This is a genomic window from Parvivirga hydrogeniphila (assembly GCF_023371205.1).
In the GTDB taxonomy this organism is placed as follows: domain Bacteria; phylum Actinomycetota; class Coriobacteriia; order Anaerosomatales; family Anaerosomataceae; genus Parvivirga; species Parvivirga hydrogeniphila.
The window spans coordinates 281,557-296,269 of record NZ_JAMCCO010000002.1; the positions used below are offsets into that span (position 1 = coordinate 281,557).

General features: G+C 67.4%; 11 protein-coding genes. 1 reads left to right on the plus strand and 10 read right to left on the minus strand.

Translation table 11 applies throughout. From position 1 onward, the window contains the following. Nucleotides 1–145: 145 nt before the first annotated feature. The 5 genes from MX659_RS06980 to MX659_RS07000 form a co-directional block, all read right to left on the minus strand. The gene (locus tag MX659_RS06980; RefSeq protein ID WP_267192753.1) at nt 146–1,585 is read right to left on the minus strand and encodes an NHL repeat-containing protein; all 1,440 of its coding nucleotides are present in this window, start codon (nt 1,583–1,585) and stop codon (nt 146–148) included. Nucleotides 1,586–1,609: 24 nt separating this feature from the next. Next, nucleotides 1,610–2,317 carry a tetratricopeptide repeat protein gene (locus tag MX659_RS06985; RefSeq protein WP_267192754.1) on the minus strand — a complete coding sequence of 236 codons (708 nt, stop codon included), beginning with the start codon at nt 2,315–2,317 and terminating at the stop codon, nt 1,610–1,612. Between the two features lie 142 nt (nt 2,318–2,459). Beyond that, the gene (locus MX659_RS06990; RefSeq protein WP_267192755.1) at nt 2,460–3,560 is read right to left on the minus strand and encodes a hypothetical protein; all 1,101 of its coding nucleotides are present in this window, start codon (nt 3,558–3,560) and stop codon (nt 2,460–2,462) included. 3 nt (nt 3,561–3,563) lie between these two features. Further along, a complete protein-coding gene (locus MX659_RS06995; protein WP_267192756.1) occupies nt 3,564–4,550 on the minus strand; it encodes a hypothetical protein in 987 nt (328 codons plus the stop codon). Then, the gene (locus tag MX659_RS07000; RefSeq protein WP_267192757.1) at nt 4,547–6,241 is read right to left on the minus strand and encodes an O-antigen ligase family protein; all 1,695 of its coding nucleotides are present in this window, start codon (nt 6,239–6,241) and stop codon (nt 4,547–4,549) included. The genes MX659_RS06995 and MX659_RS07000 overlap by 4 nt, the downstream gene beginning before the upstream one ends. A gap of 162 nt (nt 6,242–6,403) precedes the next feature. On the opposite strand from MX659_RS07000, the gene MX659_RS07005 reads away from it, so the two are divergent. Then, a complete protein-coding gene (locus MX659_RS07005) occupies nt 6,404–7,000 on the plus strand; it encodes a hypothetical protein (RefSeq protein WP_267192758.1) in 597 nt (198 codons plus the stop codon). Between the two features lie 15 nt (nt 7,001–7,015). On the opposite strand, the gene MX659_RS07010 is transcribed toward MX659_RS07005, so the two are convergent. The 5 genes from MX659_RS07010 to MX659_RS07030 all read right to left on the minus strand — a co-directional run bounded on the left by MX659_RS07010 (nt 7,016) and on the right by MX659_RS07030 (nt 14,661). Then, nucleotides 7,016–7,675, minus strand: a complete 660-nt coding sequence (locus tag MX659_RS07010; protein ID WP_267192759.1) for a winged-helix domain-containing protein — start codon at nt 7,673–7,675, stop codon at nt 7,016–7,018. Between the two features lie 170 nt (nt 7,676–7,845). Then, nucleotides 7,846–8,673 (minus strand): cytochrome c biogenesis protein CcsA, encoded by an 828-nt coding sequence (gene ccsA, locus MX659_RS07015; protein ID WP_267192760.1) that lies wholly within the window; start codon nt 8,671–8,673, stop codon nt 7,846–7,848. After that, nucleotides 8,663–10,045, minus strand: coding sequence for a cytochrome c biogenesis protein ResB (locus MX659_RS07020; RefSeq protein ID WP_267192761.1), 1,383 nt, complete (start codon nt 10,043–10,045; stop codon nt 8,663–8,665). The genes ccsA and MX659_RS07020 overlap by 11 nt, the downstream gene beginning before the upstream one ends. 9 nt (nt 10,046–10,054) lie before the next feature. Then, a complete protein-coding gene (locus MX659_RS07025; RefSeq protein WP_267192762.1) occupies nt 10,055–10,621 on the minus strand; it encodes a hypothetical protein in 567 nt (188 codons plus the stop codon). Nucleotides 10,622–10,704: 83 nt separating this feature from the next. Next, a complete protein-coding gene (locus MX659_RS07030) occupies nt 10,705–14,661 on the minus strand; it encodes a galactose-binding domain-containing protein (protein ID WP_267192763.1) in 3,957 nt (1,318 codons plus the stop codon). Nucleotides 14,662–14,713 lie beyond the last annotated feature (52 nt).

The following is a 14,713-nucleotide window of genomic DNA, read 5'->3' on the forward strand; positions in this document are numbered from 1 at the left end:
TGTTCACAGTCGAACCTGAAGTTCGTTATCGTGCTCGCAATCACGATTCATGGTACTCAAGCATGCACCCGTTGCCAATGGGTTTTCGTTATCATTTTCACTAATAGCTGCATAAGCGGGGCTCATGGGAGCCCCGCCTGCCAGGTTATTCCTCGATGCGGTATCGCTCTGCGAGCTCAGCAAGCGTCAGCGTGCGCTTGACGCCTTTCTCCTGCAGAGCGGCCGCCTGCTCGTCGTCGGCGACCAACACGACGCGACGGCCGACGCTCGACAGAGAGCGGACGCGCGGCTTGGAGGCGTCCGCGAGCACCGCATGCGTGTCCTCGTCGGTGGAATCCGTGTCCAGACGCACGAGGAAGTCGCCCATCCTCACCTCGCGCTCCGTCACTTCGGCGAACCGTTCGTACACCTGAGGCAGCACGCGGACACGTTTGAGAGCGCCCGCGACGAGCCGAAGCTCCTCGCGCTCGGCAGCAGCCTCCAGCGCCTCGCCGGTCGCATATGCGCGCCGCCGCAGCAGGAGCCACAGGAGCGGCAGCAGGAGCAGCGGAACGAGCAGCCACTTCAGCCACGGCGAGCGCGCGATGACCGTGTTCTCCTCCGGCAGAAGGAGCCGTACGATCTGCACACGGTCGTTGTAGGTGTCAGCGATCGCGAAGGTGCGGTCCCCGAGGTACGCGATCTGCGTCGGGAGCCGGAACAGGCCGTCCGCTTGGCCTTCGAGGTCCTTGAACTGGTAGATGGTCTTGCCGGTCTCAGTGTCGATGACCGTGATGGTGTGGCGGAACCCGTCCAGCACGAATGCTCGACCGCGCTCGTCGACGGCCACGCCCGACGGCACGCCGAACAGCGTCTCGGGGTCGTCTTGGAACCGCGGTGGCGTCCCGAGCACCCACAGCGCGGTCGCGGTCGCCTCGCCTTCCAGCCGCAGCCGCTGGACGCGGCAGTTATTGGAGTCGGCGACCACGAGCGAGCCGTCCGGCAGCGCCGCTGCAGCACGCGGGTAGTCGACCATGCCTTTCTCGTAGCCACGGCTGCCGACCTCTTTGATGAGCTGGCCCTCGCTGTCGAACAGCGCTATCGGCCCGAAGCTCAGCACCGCCACGCCGTCTTTCGTGAGGACGGGTGCCAGCGCGTTCAGGACGGGCACCTCCCAGAGGTACCGCCCCTGCGTGTCGTAGGCGATGAGGCGCAGGCGCATGCGGTCGGTCACGTACACGTGCCCGGACAGCCGGTCCACCGCCACACCGAGCGGTGCCATCAGCTGGCCGGCCTGGAGCCCCCGCTCGCCCCACGAACGCACGTAATCGCCGTTGCGGTCGAATTCGAAGACTTTCGCGCCGTCTTTGAGCGTCACGAAGAAGTTCCCCTGCTCGTCAGCGCCGACCCCCACCGGGCGGTAGAGGTTCTCACCGTTGGCCATGTAGATGCTCTTCACGGGGACGAGCCCCGTCTGAGCAGGAGGCTTGGCCTTCTCGGCCGAGGCCGCGTCCGGCCTGCCTCCTGCGAGGTAGACGTAAAGCCCTCCCAGCCCGAGCAGCACGAGCAGGAGGACGACGATGACGATGACTAGGCGTCGGTTCATGCAATCCAGCCTCTCTTCTTCGGCTTACTGACCGGGCGTGCCGGTGGCATGCGGGCTCGAGGTGGTCTCCTCGGGCTTCACACCGAGACGCTTCAGTCCTGCGAGCGCGCGCTCGTCGCCGGGCAAGAACTTGAGGGCCGCCTGGAACTGGGTCGCTGCCTCATCTCTCTTGCCCGCCTTCTCGAGCACCTCGGCATACACGAGGCGGACGTCTGCGTTGACCGGCATGATCTCGACCGCTTTCTCGAGCGCTTTGAGCGCCGCATCGAGGTCGCCGAGATCGCGCTCCACCTGGCCGAGGAGGAAGTACGCTTCTCCGTCGTTGGTGCCGTCTCCGCCCTTGAGTTCCGTCTCAAGTGCGGTCTTCGCTTTCTTGATCTGGCCGTCGCGCACGTAGAGCGCCGCAAGCCGCACGCTCCACCCTTCGGGATCCTTCGCGACCTTCACGGCCCGCTCGGCATGCGCGATCGCGTCCGCCTTCTTACCGAGGTCGTACTCCACTTCCGCAAGCGTCATGAGGATCGCTGGATCGTCCGGGTTCTTCTGCAGACCATCGACGAGGAGCTGGTAGTCGCGCTCTGCATCGGACTTCGGCCCCGCGTCGAACACGCCTTCGCTCGCAAGCAGCGCGACAATGACGCCGACGAGCAGGACAGCCACGCCCGTGAGGATCCACGGCATCGCCTGCTGCGGCGACATGACCCGCTTGACTTTCGGTTTCCGGGCAGCCACGCGATCGACCTCCGCACTATGTTGGAAACAGAACCTAAACTTCGTTCATGCGCGAGCAAACATCGTACCAGCGGCGCAGACCGAGGGCAACCACGACCCCGGCGTATTTCCCGACGGCCTATGCAGTATTCGTCGTGCCGCCTCAGAACACCGGCTTGTCGTGGCAGAACCCGCAGAACGATGCATCATGGCAGCGGCAGCCGCCCGGGCCGTTCGATCGCGCCATCGGACCGTGCAGCGGGAACCACTCGCTGTACGTGCCGTGCACGTTCACGTCCTGGTGGCATCCGCACGCGATCCTCGGTGACGCCTGCTCGTGGCACTTGGCGCACAGCGACGGCGAGCGGTATGAGAGCCCTGCGTGCTCCGACATGAATCCCGCGGGGTGCGGCAGCTCGAGCCCGTGGCAGGCCACACAGCGCCGAGCGCTTTGCTGCGTGTGGCAGCCGGTGCACCGGGTCGTCAGCCGAACGACGGAGGTCCCCGTGGTCTCGGCCGTATCGAGCGGACCGCCCGACGCATGGCAGGTGCCACAGCCGGCGGGTGCCGCTTGCCCGTCGTGGCACGAGAGACACGCGTTCATCGCAGACTGCTGGATGCCGCCCGGGCTCTTCGGCGTCTCATGCCCCGCGTGCGGATGGCAGGAAACGCACGTGTAGCCGGCATCGAGAACATCAGAGTGGCGCATGCGCACGCGCTTCCCGACCACACCGCTGCGTATGTTCCGGTGGCACGACAGGCATCGCTGCGTCGACACCTGCACGGGCGCTACCGTGGACTCTCCGCTTCCGCGAAGGTACCGCACACGCGCGAGCGAGGACGCCGCCGCCCCCAGAGGCCCCGGCTGCGCGTGGCACCCGTAACACGAGACGCTGGCGTGAGCCCCCTGCTTCCACGCGGCCACCTCCGGCGCGATGGCGTGGCAGGTCGTGCAGCGCTTCGAGACGACGGTGAGCGTAGGGGCCGCCGAGATCAGCACCACCACGCCGGCTGCCACCAGAGCGACGGCGGCGAGCCGCCTCGCCGCGGCCCCCTTGCGCCGCACCCGCAGCCGCTGCGCCTTGGCCGCATCGGCGACCACGAACCCGGTGAGCATCACGAACACGATCGCAAGCGCCACGAGAGCCGCAAGAATCATCGTCTCGCGCGGATACGCGCGCGGGTCCTGCAGAACGCGTGGGAACAGCCGAACCGCAGCTGACCATCCGTTCACGATGCGATCGATGAGCGCGTCGGGCTGCATTGCTCACCGCGTCCTTCCGTGGGGCGAGATTCCCGGGCGCTTCAGGTGCGCACCAGCAACGTGGCACGCCTCGCAGTCCGTGAGGAGATGGCACTTCATGCAGGTCTCGTAGCCGTGCCGATCGACGTCTTCATAGTGGGTCTTGATGAACCCCGTGGGATGCGGCATCGGGACGCCGCCGTGGCACGCTTCGCACCACGATGCGGCATGGCACTTGTAGCACTTCGAGCGCTGCGGTTCGCCAAGACCGCTGCCGTGCGTGGCCTTCCACCCGTCGGGGTGCGGGACCTGCACGCCGTGGCACTTGGCGCACTTGTCGCGCGTGTGGCACGCCGCACAGGTGTCGAGGTCGCCGAGCCCGTGCGTCTTCTCCCATCCCGGACCGTGCGTCACACGCCACGCCGTCCGTGCGGCGCGCACCGCGGTGTCCGAGTCATCGACGTGGCAGAGGTCGCACGACGCCACGTTCGTGGGGCTCGCTTTGTGACAGGTCAAACAGTCGTCCATCTCCGGGTGCTTGTACGCGCGGTCGTCCACGCGATGCCCCGTGCCGCCGTGGCAGTACGAACACCGCGTGGCCGCGAAATCCGAGTGTCTGACGGCGATGCCGCGCGACCGCACCACCGAGCCCAGCGCGTCCGCGTGGCACGACACGCACCCGCGTTCGTCGATGGTCGCGGGCGAGGGCCGGTGGAAGGTCGCAGCTCCGCCGAGCATCCTTGCCATCCGCGCGCCATCGGCGAGAGCAGCCAAAGGCCCGGCGCTCGAATGGCACGCTCCGCACCGCTGCGATGCGTGCTGCGTCTGCAGATGGCTGGCCGAGTACGGTCTCATCGCATGGCAAACGCCGCAGCGCGTGCTCTGCTCGAAGTACACGCCACCGAGCGCCGCAAGAACGAAGGCGACCGCAGCGGCGAGGCCCACGATGATGAGCGCTTTCGCTCGTGCTTCGCGCCGCAAAGCACGTGTTCTGAGCGGGACGGGCGTCATCGCGCCGCCGCCCCGACGACTGAAGCCGCCTGCGGATCGTCGGGTATGACCCTCAGGATCTCCGAAGCGAGACGCTGTGCGTCCTCGGTGCGCCCGGCCTTCAGGCACACGTCGATAGCCTCACGACGAACGGCGATGCCCATCGGGTAGAGAGACGCAGCCGCCACGTGCGCATCCACAGCCTCCGGCGATCCGTCGATCCGCGCGAGGCGCGCCCGCGCCAACGCAAGATCGTACGATGCTGGCTCGAGTTCGAGGCCCTTCTCGATGATAGCACGCGACGCCGCCCGCTCATACGCCCCAAGGTATGCGGCCGCGTCCGAGCAGGCGACGCGGTAGACGTCCGTGAGCGGGTCTTTGCGCACGGCACGCTCTGCGAGGGAAAGCGCGGTCCGCATGTCACCACGCTCGAACGCTTCCACGCTGTGCTGGTACGCCACGTCCGCTTGCAGGTGCCACGCACACAGCACGACTGCAGCGAGGCCGAGCGCGACACCGGCCCAGCGCGCTCCGTTCACGGTGCGTCTGCCCGGCGCCTGCCATGTCGCTCCCGCGAAACCACCCCCTGCGAGCATCCCGGCAAGAAGCCAGCCGAGCCCGTCGACCTCGATGGCGTGGACGCTGAACGCGGCCTGTCCGAGGTAGGCCGCAAGCCCTGACAGGAGCACCAGCGCGTGCGGCGAGCGCTTCTTCGCCCCAGCAGCGCCAGCAAACGCAGCCGTCGCGAACACGGCGATCCAGGCCAGCGCCGCCGGGACTCCCGCCTCGGCAGCCAGGTGCAGCGGCCGGCTGTGCGCCTGGTCCGCCCGCACGTCGAGACCCTCAACGCGCGCGTGCTCGACCGGCTCGTACTGCGGGAACGCATACAGGAACCGCCCTGGCCCAGCACCGAGAAGCGGCGCGTCTGCCACGAGCGCGACAGACCCGCGCCAGATCTCGAGGCGCGCTGACGCGGATCCCGCGCTGAGGCTCGCCGGCGATACCTTTGCGGCAGGCTCCCCTCCTGCGACGACTGCGCCCAACACGACTGCAGCGACAAGGACGCCAGCGAAAAGCACCTCGCGCGGCTTGCGTCGCACGGCGACCGCTGCGACGAGCGCCGCCGCAAGACCTGCCCACGCGCCCCGAGACCCGGCGAATCCCAGCCCGGCGGCCCCGAGGACCGCAGCGCCCCACAAGAACGTCCGCCATGCGCCGCGCTCTGCGATGCCGCCAGCGAACGCGAGCGCAACGCACACCGCAAGCCACCCGCCAGCGATCGCTTGGTTGCCGAACGAGCCGCCCGGCTGTGCGTGCGCTGCAGTCTGCGCAGCCAGCGCGAACGTCTGCGCGACGACGCCCACTGCCGCAAACCGAGCCACGTCGCGGGCCCTGGCCGCACCCATGCGCCAGCCAGCGATCCCGGCGACGGCCGCGACCGCCCACGCGACGAGACCGTCGAACCGCCCCTCGACGCCCCACACAGCAGACGGTAAGCCGTTGACTCCCGCAGAGACCCCGAGAAGCGCGAGGAAGACCCCCACGGCGACGACCCAACGCCGGTCTCCGCCTGCCGAGGGAGCAGCGAACAGCAGCGCGACCGCCGACGCCGCCACAACGAGGGTTCGGATCGGCTGATACGGGTCGCCGGCTGCTCTGAGCGACACGAACGCTGCAACCAGCACGAGGGCGAGCGCGACACGCTCCGCCACGACGCGCACACCTGTCGACGTCTGATCACGCACAGAGCCGGACACGCTGCCCGCCCTTCGTTCGGCCGCCTCGCAGAAACATCAGGTTCGTGCTCGCGTGCACGAACTCTGTGCTAGTATAATCGCGTTTCCCGCTGTTTCCGTGATGGAGGTCGATTGCGCGTGCAAACCACCAGCCGTGCTAGACGTGCCCTTCTTGCACTCGCGATTCTCGCATTCGCCACACTGCTCGCAGCCACGACCGGATGCGCCAAGAAGGTGACCCTGGTCGACGTCTCTGACCCGAACGCCCTGTTCCACTTCAAGATCCGCTCGGATTGGCAGAGCACCACGGTCCAGGGGCTGACGCTCGTCTACGCCTCGCCCGAGCTCCCGAAGAGCGACAAGCTCGCCGATACGCTCACGCTCGCGGTGTATCCTTCGTACGACGCCACCGACGTCCCGCTCCCCGAGCAGCTCAAGGGCGTTATCGAGCGCAGGTCGAAGAACAGGCACTGGAAGTCGTACGAAGCGAGCGAGCCGACGAGCATCACCGTCGGCGGCAGACCAGGCGTGTCAGCCGATGTGAGCGGCACAGATGCGAACGGCACCGCATTCGACGCGCGCTTCTACCTCGTGAGGACCGGCGACCAGCAGGTGGGGTTCTTCGCCGTGGCGCCGAAGGGCACGCTGAAGAGGTACGAGGCCGAGCTCGCCGCCATCATGAAGGACCGCTGGTACTGGCACCGGCCTGAGAGCGAGACGACCGCAACTCCCTGAGGCCCGCGCGGTGCACTAGTCCGTGGGGCGCCCCGCTCCGACCGGCACCTGGCACTTGCACGCCAGCGACTTGATGTCGCACGGCATCCGCACCTGGTGGATCTGCATCCCTTCAGGCTTGCGGACGTGTATGACGGGCGTGATCAGCAGCACGCCTGTGACTCCTGCGTTCGCGAGCAGGTCGAGCGTCACCTGCACCCATCCTGGAGAGCACGCGACCAGCGCCACGCTCACACCGAGATCGGCATCGAGCCTCGCGAGGTCGGTAAGGTGCTGCACCGTCAGGTCGCCGATCCTCGTCCCGGCGTCTTCGGGAATCTCCGAGAACAGCGCCACCGGCTTGACGCCGTAGCGCTCGGACGGGAAGACGACTTGCAAGGACTCCAGCATGCGCGCCGTGCCGACGAGGACGATCGGATACTCCTCGGACAGGCCGAGATACCGCGTGATCTCGCGGTAGAGGTCTTCCGGCCGGTACCCGGCGCCGGGCCGACCGATCTCGCCGACGAACGAGATGTCTCGGCGCACGCTCTCCTCTTTGATGCCGAGCTCTCGTGCGAGCTCGGACGAGGTGATGCGCTCCGGAGCGCCCACGCGCAAGAGCTCGCCGAGGTAGCAGTGGTAGAGCGAGAGCCGGTAGAGCGTCGCGTCAGGCGCGTTGCGGCCGTCTGGCATCGGACGAGAGACCTCCTCGCGTGGATACGCCGGAATCGTCTTCGGTTAGCATACCATAATCGCTGATGCGATTGGTAACGAATTCACGACGCGATACCATGCGTTACCTGCGATGACAGGCGCCAGGACGGTTCACGCACTCGCGTCTTCAACGCCGCCGATAACGAACCTCAGTAGCCGATGAGGTAGGCGCCGTGTATGGACTTGTAGACGAGCGCCACGCCGACGAGCGCGAACAGCATGACCGGGAGCGCCCCGATCGCCGCCCATGCGAACCGTCGCCCTCGCCATCCGAGCGTGAGACGCGCGTGCAGGACCAGGGCATACACGAGCCACGAGATGAGCGACCACGTCTCGATCGGGTCCCATCCCCAGTACCGGCCCCACGCCTCGTTCGCCCAGATGGCTCCGGCCACGATCATGATCCCGAGGAAAAGGAACCCGGCGGCCACGAACTTGTATGCGAGGTCGTCGAGCGCTTCGGGCGCGAGCTTGCCGAGAAGCGGGTCGCCTTCGGTCCGACGCTTGTCCCGCACCAAGAAGAGAACAGCAAGGCAAGACGCGGTGATGAACGATCCGTACGACAGCTTCGCGAACGCGACGTGGATCGCGAGCCACCAGCTCGCGAGGGTCCCGGTGATCGCAAGGTCGCTCTTCGGCGCGAGCATCGCCCCTCCGAGCGCGAGGAACGCGATCGGCATCACGGCCGCAGCCAGCGGCTGAAGCGCGCGCTTGCGCGCGACGAGAAGCAGGAACGCCGCCACGCCGACGAATGCGTACGACGAGACGACTTCGTAGAAGCCGAGGAACGGCCCGTGCCCGACACGCACCCACCGGTAGCCGATCCCTGCGGCGTGCACGAGAAGACCCGCGAGCGCGATGAAGGTCGCGGCTCGCTCGAAGGCCGGCTTGCGGAATACGAAGCCGACGATGGCCGAGACCGCCGAGACTGCATACGCCGTCACCGCTACCCACATGATGATGATCTCAGTCGTCATCACGAGACCTCCTCTCGCACGACTCGCACGAAGCGCTGAAGGCGCGCTCGACCGACGCTCGGACCCGCTGCTGGAAGCTGGGGTCCCGCCGGGCGTGACGCGCCCCGATGCGCACGGTCGCGCCTTCAGGCCCTTTCTGAACCAGCGCAGCCGCTTCCCGGTACGGCGCGAACAGCGCCACCGCCAGCGCCAACACAGCCAGAACGAACACCGCGTACATCGGATAGACGCTCCAGTCGTCCGCCACCGAGAGCCGTGCGTAGTATCCCACGCGTGCGACCGCGATGGCGAATCCAGGAACCGGCTCGAACCGCTCGCCAGGCCGCACCGAACCGCTCCGGCGGCCGGCTGGACCGGTCGCGGTCCACTCGATGCGCGGCTCGCGCGGAAGCGCACGCACGCACCTGCCACCCACCGTCTCCAGCGGTATGGAGAGGTGGAGAGCAGTGACGCCTCCCGGACCGGCCGCTTCGAGAGTGGATGTGGCGACGCACCGTGCCTCGTCGAAGTCGAGAAGCGCGTCTGTCTCAGTGCCATCAGGGGAGATAAGCTTCACGGCAAGCCCGATGTCGTTCGAGTGGACGATGAGCGACTTGTATCGGAGCGGATGGTTCGGGTAGACGAAGCCGCTCTCGAGCCGCTCGGGGCCGTCGTACAGCTCCACGTACGGCGTCGGCCCCCGATCGATGCCGTCCACCACGTGCGTGAGCTCGAGCGAGGGCACCGCGACCGTCAGCATCGTGAAGCCGCGGTGCAGGGGGCCTTCGCTCACGATGCCGTACGACGCGCGCGTGTCGAGACGCGCGCCGCCCACGGGCACGCCCATGAGCCCCTCGGCCCTCGTGAGCTGACCGGCAGCGATCACGACGATGAGCACCGCGAGCAGCCAGTGGAATGCCGGGCTTCCCCACACGCCGAGGCGCGACGATGTCGCGAGCACCACCTCGCTCGAAGCAGTACGCACGCGAAGCCCGGCCTCGCGCAAGGCCGCGCTTGCCGTCTGCACGGCCTCGGCGGGATCGGCGGCCTCGACCACGAAGTCGCAGCGCGCGCCGAGCCGCCGTGCGTGCGCTTCCGGCCGGTCGGCCCGCCGCCACAACCGCACGGCGGCCGCGGTTCGCTCCAGCGAACATGCGACCGTGGACACGAAGAGCGCGGCCGCAAGACCGATGAACACCGGCGAGCTGAACGCGTGGTCGAGGCCGAGCGCCCGGACGAGCCAGTCTCCGGCGCCCTGCAGAGTGCGCCCTCCTGTCGAGCCCTTCTGAGGGACGAGGGTCGCCAGGCCCGACCACGCAGCGAGCGCAGCCAGCAGCACCGCCGCAAGGCGACGGGAGCGCACGAGGTCATAGACGCGAGACACGATACGCATGACGGCGCCTTAGGGAAGCGGGGCCGGAGTCGTGTCGCCTGACTGCGACAGAACCTTCGTCCGCGCCACAAGCCACCCGGTGCCGCTTCGCGCCAGCCCGTACTCGACCTGGTAGACCGTGTTCGCCCACTGCGTCGACGGCGCCCGCTTCGCAAGGCTCCAGTACCGCCAGCGCCAGGTCTCGTTCGTGCGCACGACCGCAGACGTCGCAGCTTCGGACGGCTCGTCAGCGGCCAGCACGGCAAAGGCCGTCATCCGCATCTCCAGTGCCCGGCCCTCCTGGCGGTTGAGTTCGATGTACGCGTCTTCGCGCACTTCCTGCTCGTCGGTGACGTACGGAGCAACGATGCTCGTCTCAAGGCTGAAGTACGCTTCAGGCACAGCTGCAAGGTACGCGGTGACGGCCTGCTTCGGCGTGCTCGAGGGTAGGCGCTCCACCGGCTTCTCGTCGATCGGCATCGCAGTGGAGGACGGCTCCTGAGCGGGAACGTTCCTCGCGCGTGCGCACCCCGCTGTGAGCAAGAGCGCAGCGCAGCACGCGACGCACACGAGCGTTCGTATCTGGCGGGATCCCATGCCCTGCATTCTACGACACTCCAATGAGCGCGGGCCGGGGCAAAGGCCCGCGGCCCGTGCTCGCACGATGGATCGAACGGCCCCTACTGGAACACCCTGAGCTCGGCGATCCCGTAGCCGTTGTTGCGGCCGGTTCCGGTCCTCCGGCACTCGACCTTCAGGTAGCGCGCGTTCCTGGCGCTGAAGGTGACCGTCGAGGTCCCCTTGGGCGCCGAGGTGGTGGAGTAGACCTGCGTCCAGTTGCGATTGTCGGTGGACACGTAGATGCGGAACTCCTTGGCCCAGTAATCTCCGTACCACGCGACCTCTGCCTTGCTCACGCTGTACTGCGCACCGAGGTCCACGGTCAGCCACTCGGTGTCAGACGCTCCGCCGTCTTTCTTCGACCACCAGTAGGTGCTCTCGCTGCCGTCACCGGCCTTGGCCGGCGCGTACGAGCTGCTCTCGTACCTGGAGGCGGTGAAGGTCTTGTTCAGAGCGAGATTCGTGCCGCCAGAGGCCGACGGCGTCAACGCCACGTTCACGGTGGTGGTGATGCCGTTCGTGACGGTCACCGTGGACGACCACGTCTGATAGCCTGCCGCGCTGACCGTCATGGTGTACGCACCACCAGCGATCCCAGAGATCGCGTACGAGCCATCAGAGGCCGTGGTCGCGGTCTTGCCAGCCACGCTCACGGTCGCGCCAGCGACAGGCGCTCCGCTCGAAGCGTTCGTGACCGTCCCGGTCAAGCCGCCGGTCGTCGGCGCAGTCGGATCCAAGACGAGCGGCCACTTCGGAGAGACCGAGCTCCCGTGCTCGCCGCAGGAGGTCGAGCAATCGCCCTCGCTCCACGAGCCGGGCACATAGCTCTTGAGCTTCAGGCCGGTCAGGCCAGTGCTCGCATACGGGGCTCCGTCCGTGGTGTACGCCAACATGCGTGGCCGCTTCCACCCGTGCGGCACTTGCGCGTGGCAGAGGATGCACTTCCCGCGGCTCGAGCCCTGGTGATCGCCCTTGGAATGCACCCCGTTGCTCCAGGAGCCCGAGGTTCCATTCAGGTCGTGGCACTTCGCACAGATCACCGTCGTCGAGCTCATGCCGTTGGACGTGTTGCTGAGGTATACGGTCTTCCAGCTCGTCGGGTACGACGGATCGATGTTGACCTTCATCGCGGACCCGTGCGGACCAGTCGCCCCGCTGTACGTGTGGCACGCATCGCAGCCCATGACCGAATCCGTCGCCCAGCCGCTCTTGAGGAAGGACGATGCGGCCGGCAGCGTCCACGTGTACGTCGTGCCGTTCACGTTGAACGACGACTGCATGCCGGGCAGATCGCTCGAGACTCGGTGGCCTGAGGACGTCTTGGACGTGAACTCCCATGCCTGTCGCGCGTTGTGCGGCGAGTCCGGATGGCAGGTCAGACACCGGCGATCGCCTGCAGCGATGGCGGCCTGCACGGTGGTGTCCGTCGAGCCGTGGCAGGTCTGGCAGGTGTACCCGAGCGCAGAGTGCTCGTCATCGAGGTACATGAAGTGGCAGCCCTTGCACCCGCTCGGATTGGAGCCGGAGGCGTTATGGGCCTCGTGGTGGTTGGGCCCGACACCAGCGTGGCAGACGGTGCAGTCGGTCGTGGTGGCCGGCTGATCCGGGCCTTTGTGGCACACAGAGCAGCCTCCGCCTGGCAGACCGGCGTGGATGTTATCGACGTTCGATATGTCGTGACAGCCGGTCCCCGCGCACGCAGTGTTCGTCGCCTGGTGCTTGGTCTGCCTCTCCGCATGCTTCACGGGATGGCAAGCGCCGCACGTCTTGTCCCAGGGAGCGGTGAACGCGTCGACTTTCTGCTCGTGGCACTGCACGCACGTCACACCGACTGTCGGCTTGAAGTGCTCGGCCTTCATGTCTTTGTAGTGGCACTGGCCGCAGCCCGACTCCGCTGACGCGTCGTGCGCGGCAGGTGGATAGTGGCTCGGATCCACCGGACTGAGCGCGCCGTGGCAGTTGGTGCACTTCGTCGATGACGGCAGCGCGACCTGCTCATTGTGGCAGTAGTCGCATGACGCGTCCTGGGTCGCGCCGTGGATGCTTCGCACGTCAGCAGTCTCGTGGCAGTCGACGCACTCCTGGCTGTCCGGAGCCGTGTGGATGGTCGCTATGTCGCCGTGCACCTCGTGGCAGGTCGAGCAATCGGCGCTCGCACGGCTCCAGTCGATGCGGCCAGGATCGGCGTTCTGGTGGCACAGAGCGCACGTCGTCGCGTACTGCGGGTAGCGCGAGAGGTACGGCTCGTGCACCTCGGGCAGCGTGTTGGCTGCGTGGCAACGCGAGCCGATACAGCTCGAGGGCATCGCGTTGAAGGTGTGCGCGCCAGGCAAAGCGCGGTGGTAGTCGGTGCCAGCAGTCGTATGGCAGCTTGCGCACGCGGCCGTCTTCGCGCTGATGTCTGGCACCCGCGTCGGATTCGCGTGACAGACCGCGCATCCGCCGAGGGCGGCGTTCTTGTGCACGACCGTCACGTCGAGCGGCTGCCCCGCGACACCGTGGCACGACGAGCACCCATCGATGCTCGCGTCGTCGCGAGCGGTGTGCTTGCTCGTGGCGCCGGCGTGGTACTCGGCGTGGCACGCGGTGCACCGCGTGTCGTTCGCCACCTCGATCGCGAACTGCACCTGCTGCCCGCGCTCGCCTTCGTAGTAGCCATGGCAGACATCGCACCCGCTGAGCGGCTTCCCGCTTGGCGTCGTCGCAGTGACGCCATCGTGCACGTCCACGAGCGACGCTGCGTGGCACCCGCTGCACCCCTGGTCGCCAGATGGCGTGTAGGCGCTCCGATGAGCGCCTGATATCGGGGCGTGCACGGGGTGGCACGCCTCGCAGTTGGTCTTGCCGGTGGCGATCGCGTCAAGCACCTCGAGCTTCGAGGACTTGTGGCACGAATCGCAGTCGAGCGGCGTCCCGTCCGACGTGTAGCGCGGCAACCTCGTCACCACGCCGTTCGAGGTCCCCATGTGTTCGTCGAGGAGGTTCGACGTGTGGCACATGATGCAGTCGTTCGTGGGCGCCGTCGACGCCGAGCCCGTGTAGTACCCGTAATGCGGACCTGCGGCGTCGACGAGCGGCGGCTGCGCCCAGTGGATCGAGCGGTGCGCATCGCCGGCGGTCGCGTCGTGACACGCCCCGCACGCCGTGTCGCCCGCCGCGATCGCCGCAGCGTACCGCGGGTCGGAGGTGTTGCCGTGGCAGAGCGTGCAGCCCTCGCCCGGCCTGCGGGCCTCGTGCTCGGCCACCAGATCGCGCGAGTCGTGGCACCCTGACGCGATGCAGCCGTCCATGGACCACGTGCTCAGGTGCGTGTCAGGCGTGTAGTGCTGGTCGAGCGGCTCATGGCAGTTCGTGCAGGCAGGAAGGTCGGCGCCCGACTCGATCGCGGTCTTCGGGTGACACGCAGACGCGTAGCACGTCACGGGGCGCGTTCCGTAGTTGAACGTGCTCTCGATAAAGACCGCGCCTGCGGCTCCCGTGCACACCTGGCTCGCGACCGGCGCGTACGAAGCGACCGTAGACTGAGCGACTACGTGGCCGCCGTGCGTCGCAGGCGCCTCGTGACACGCGTCGCACGACGCGGCGAGGTGGCAGTTCTTGCACCATTGGCTGGTGAACACGCCGCTCGTGACCCAGTCAGCATCACCGTGGATCCGGTGAAGCTCTTCTGGCGACGTCATGAGGGACGCTGACGACGCGAATCTCCCAGCGACGGGATCGTAGTACTGCCCGAGCCACGCGGTGTTCGCGTCTGTCCGTCCGTGACACTGGCTGCACCACGGAGAGTCGACCGCTTTCTCGTGTATCCCAGCGTCAGGACTCATCGCGTGACAGGCGTTGCACTTGGCGAACGAGACCGGCGCGCGGAAGTCGACCGCTTTCGAAGAACTGCCTCCGGACACGGAATGGCACCCGAGACACACCGAGTTCTCTGCTGGAGCGGCCGCGTACGCGACACCGGTCACGGCGGCGCACACGACGAGCACCGCTACGGCGAACAGCACTGTCCTTCTCATGACTCCCCTCTCGCCTCACGCCGACCACGTTCGGTGCTGTCAGCGCGGCAGA

Bases quoted from the DNA above. Each gene is read 5' to 3' on its own strand.
- MX659_RS07010 (WP_267192759.1), bottom strand. From the start codon at position 7,675: ATGCCAGACGGCCGCAACGCGCCTGACGCGACGCTCTACCGGCTCTCG.
- MX659_RS06990 (WP_267192755.1), bottom strand. From the start codon at position 3,560: ATGCAGCCCGACGCGCTCATCGATCGCATCGTGAACGGATGGTCAGCT.
- MX659_RS07020 (WP_267192761.1), bottom strand. From the start codon at position 10,045: ATGCGTATCGTGTCTCGCGTCTATGACCTCGTGCGCTCCCGTCGCCTT.
- MX659_RS06995 (WP_267192756.1), bottom strand. From the start codon at position 4,550: ATGACGCCCGTCCCGCTCAGAACACGTGCTTTGCGGCGCGAAGCACGA.
- MX659_RS06980 (WP_267192753.1), bottom strand. From the start codon at position 1,585: ATGAACCGACGCCTAGTCATCGTCATCGTCGTCCTCCTGCTCGTGCTG.
- MX659_RS07025 (WP_267192762.1), bottom strand. From the start codon at position 10,621: ATGGGATCCCGCCAGATACGAACGCTCGTGTGCGTCGCGTGCTGCGCT.
- ccsA (WP_267192760.1), bottom strand. From the start codon at position 8,673: ATGACGACTGAGATCATCATCATGTGGGTAGCGGTGACGGCGTATGCA.
- MX659_RS07030 (WP_267192763.1), bottom strand. From the start codon at position 14,661: ATGAGAAGGACAGTGCTGTTCGCCGTAGCGGTGCTCGTCGTGTGCGCC.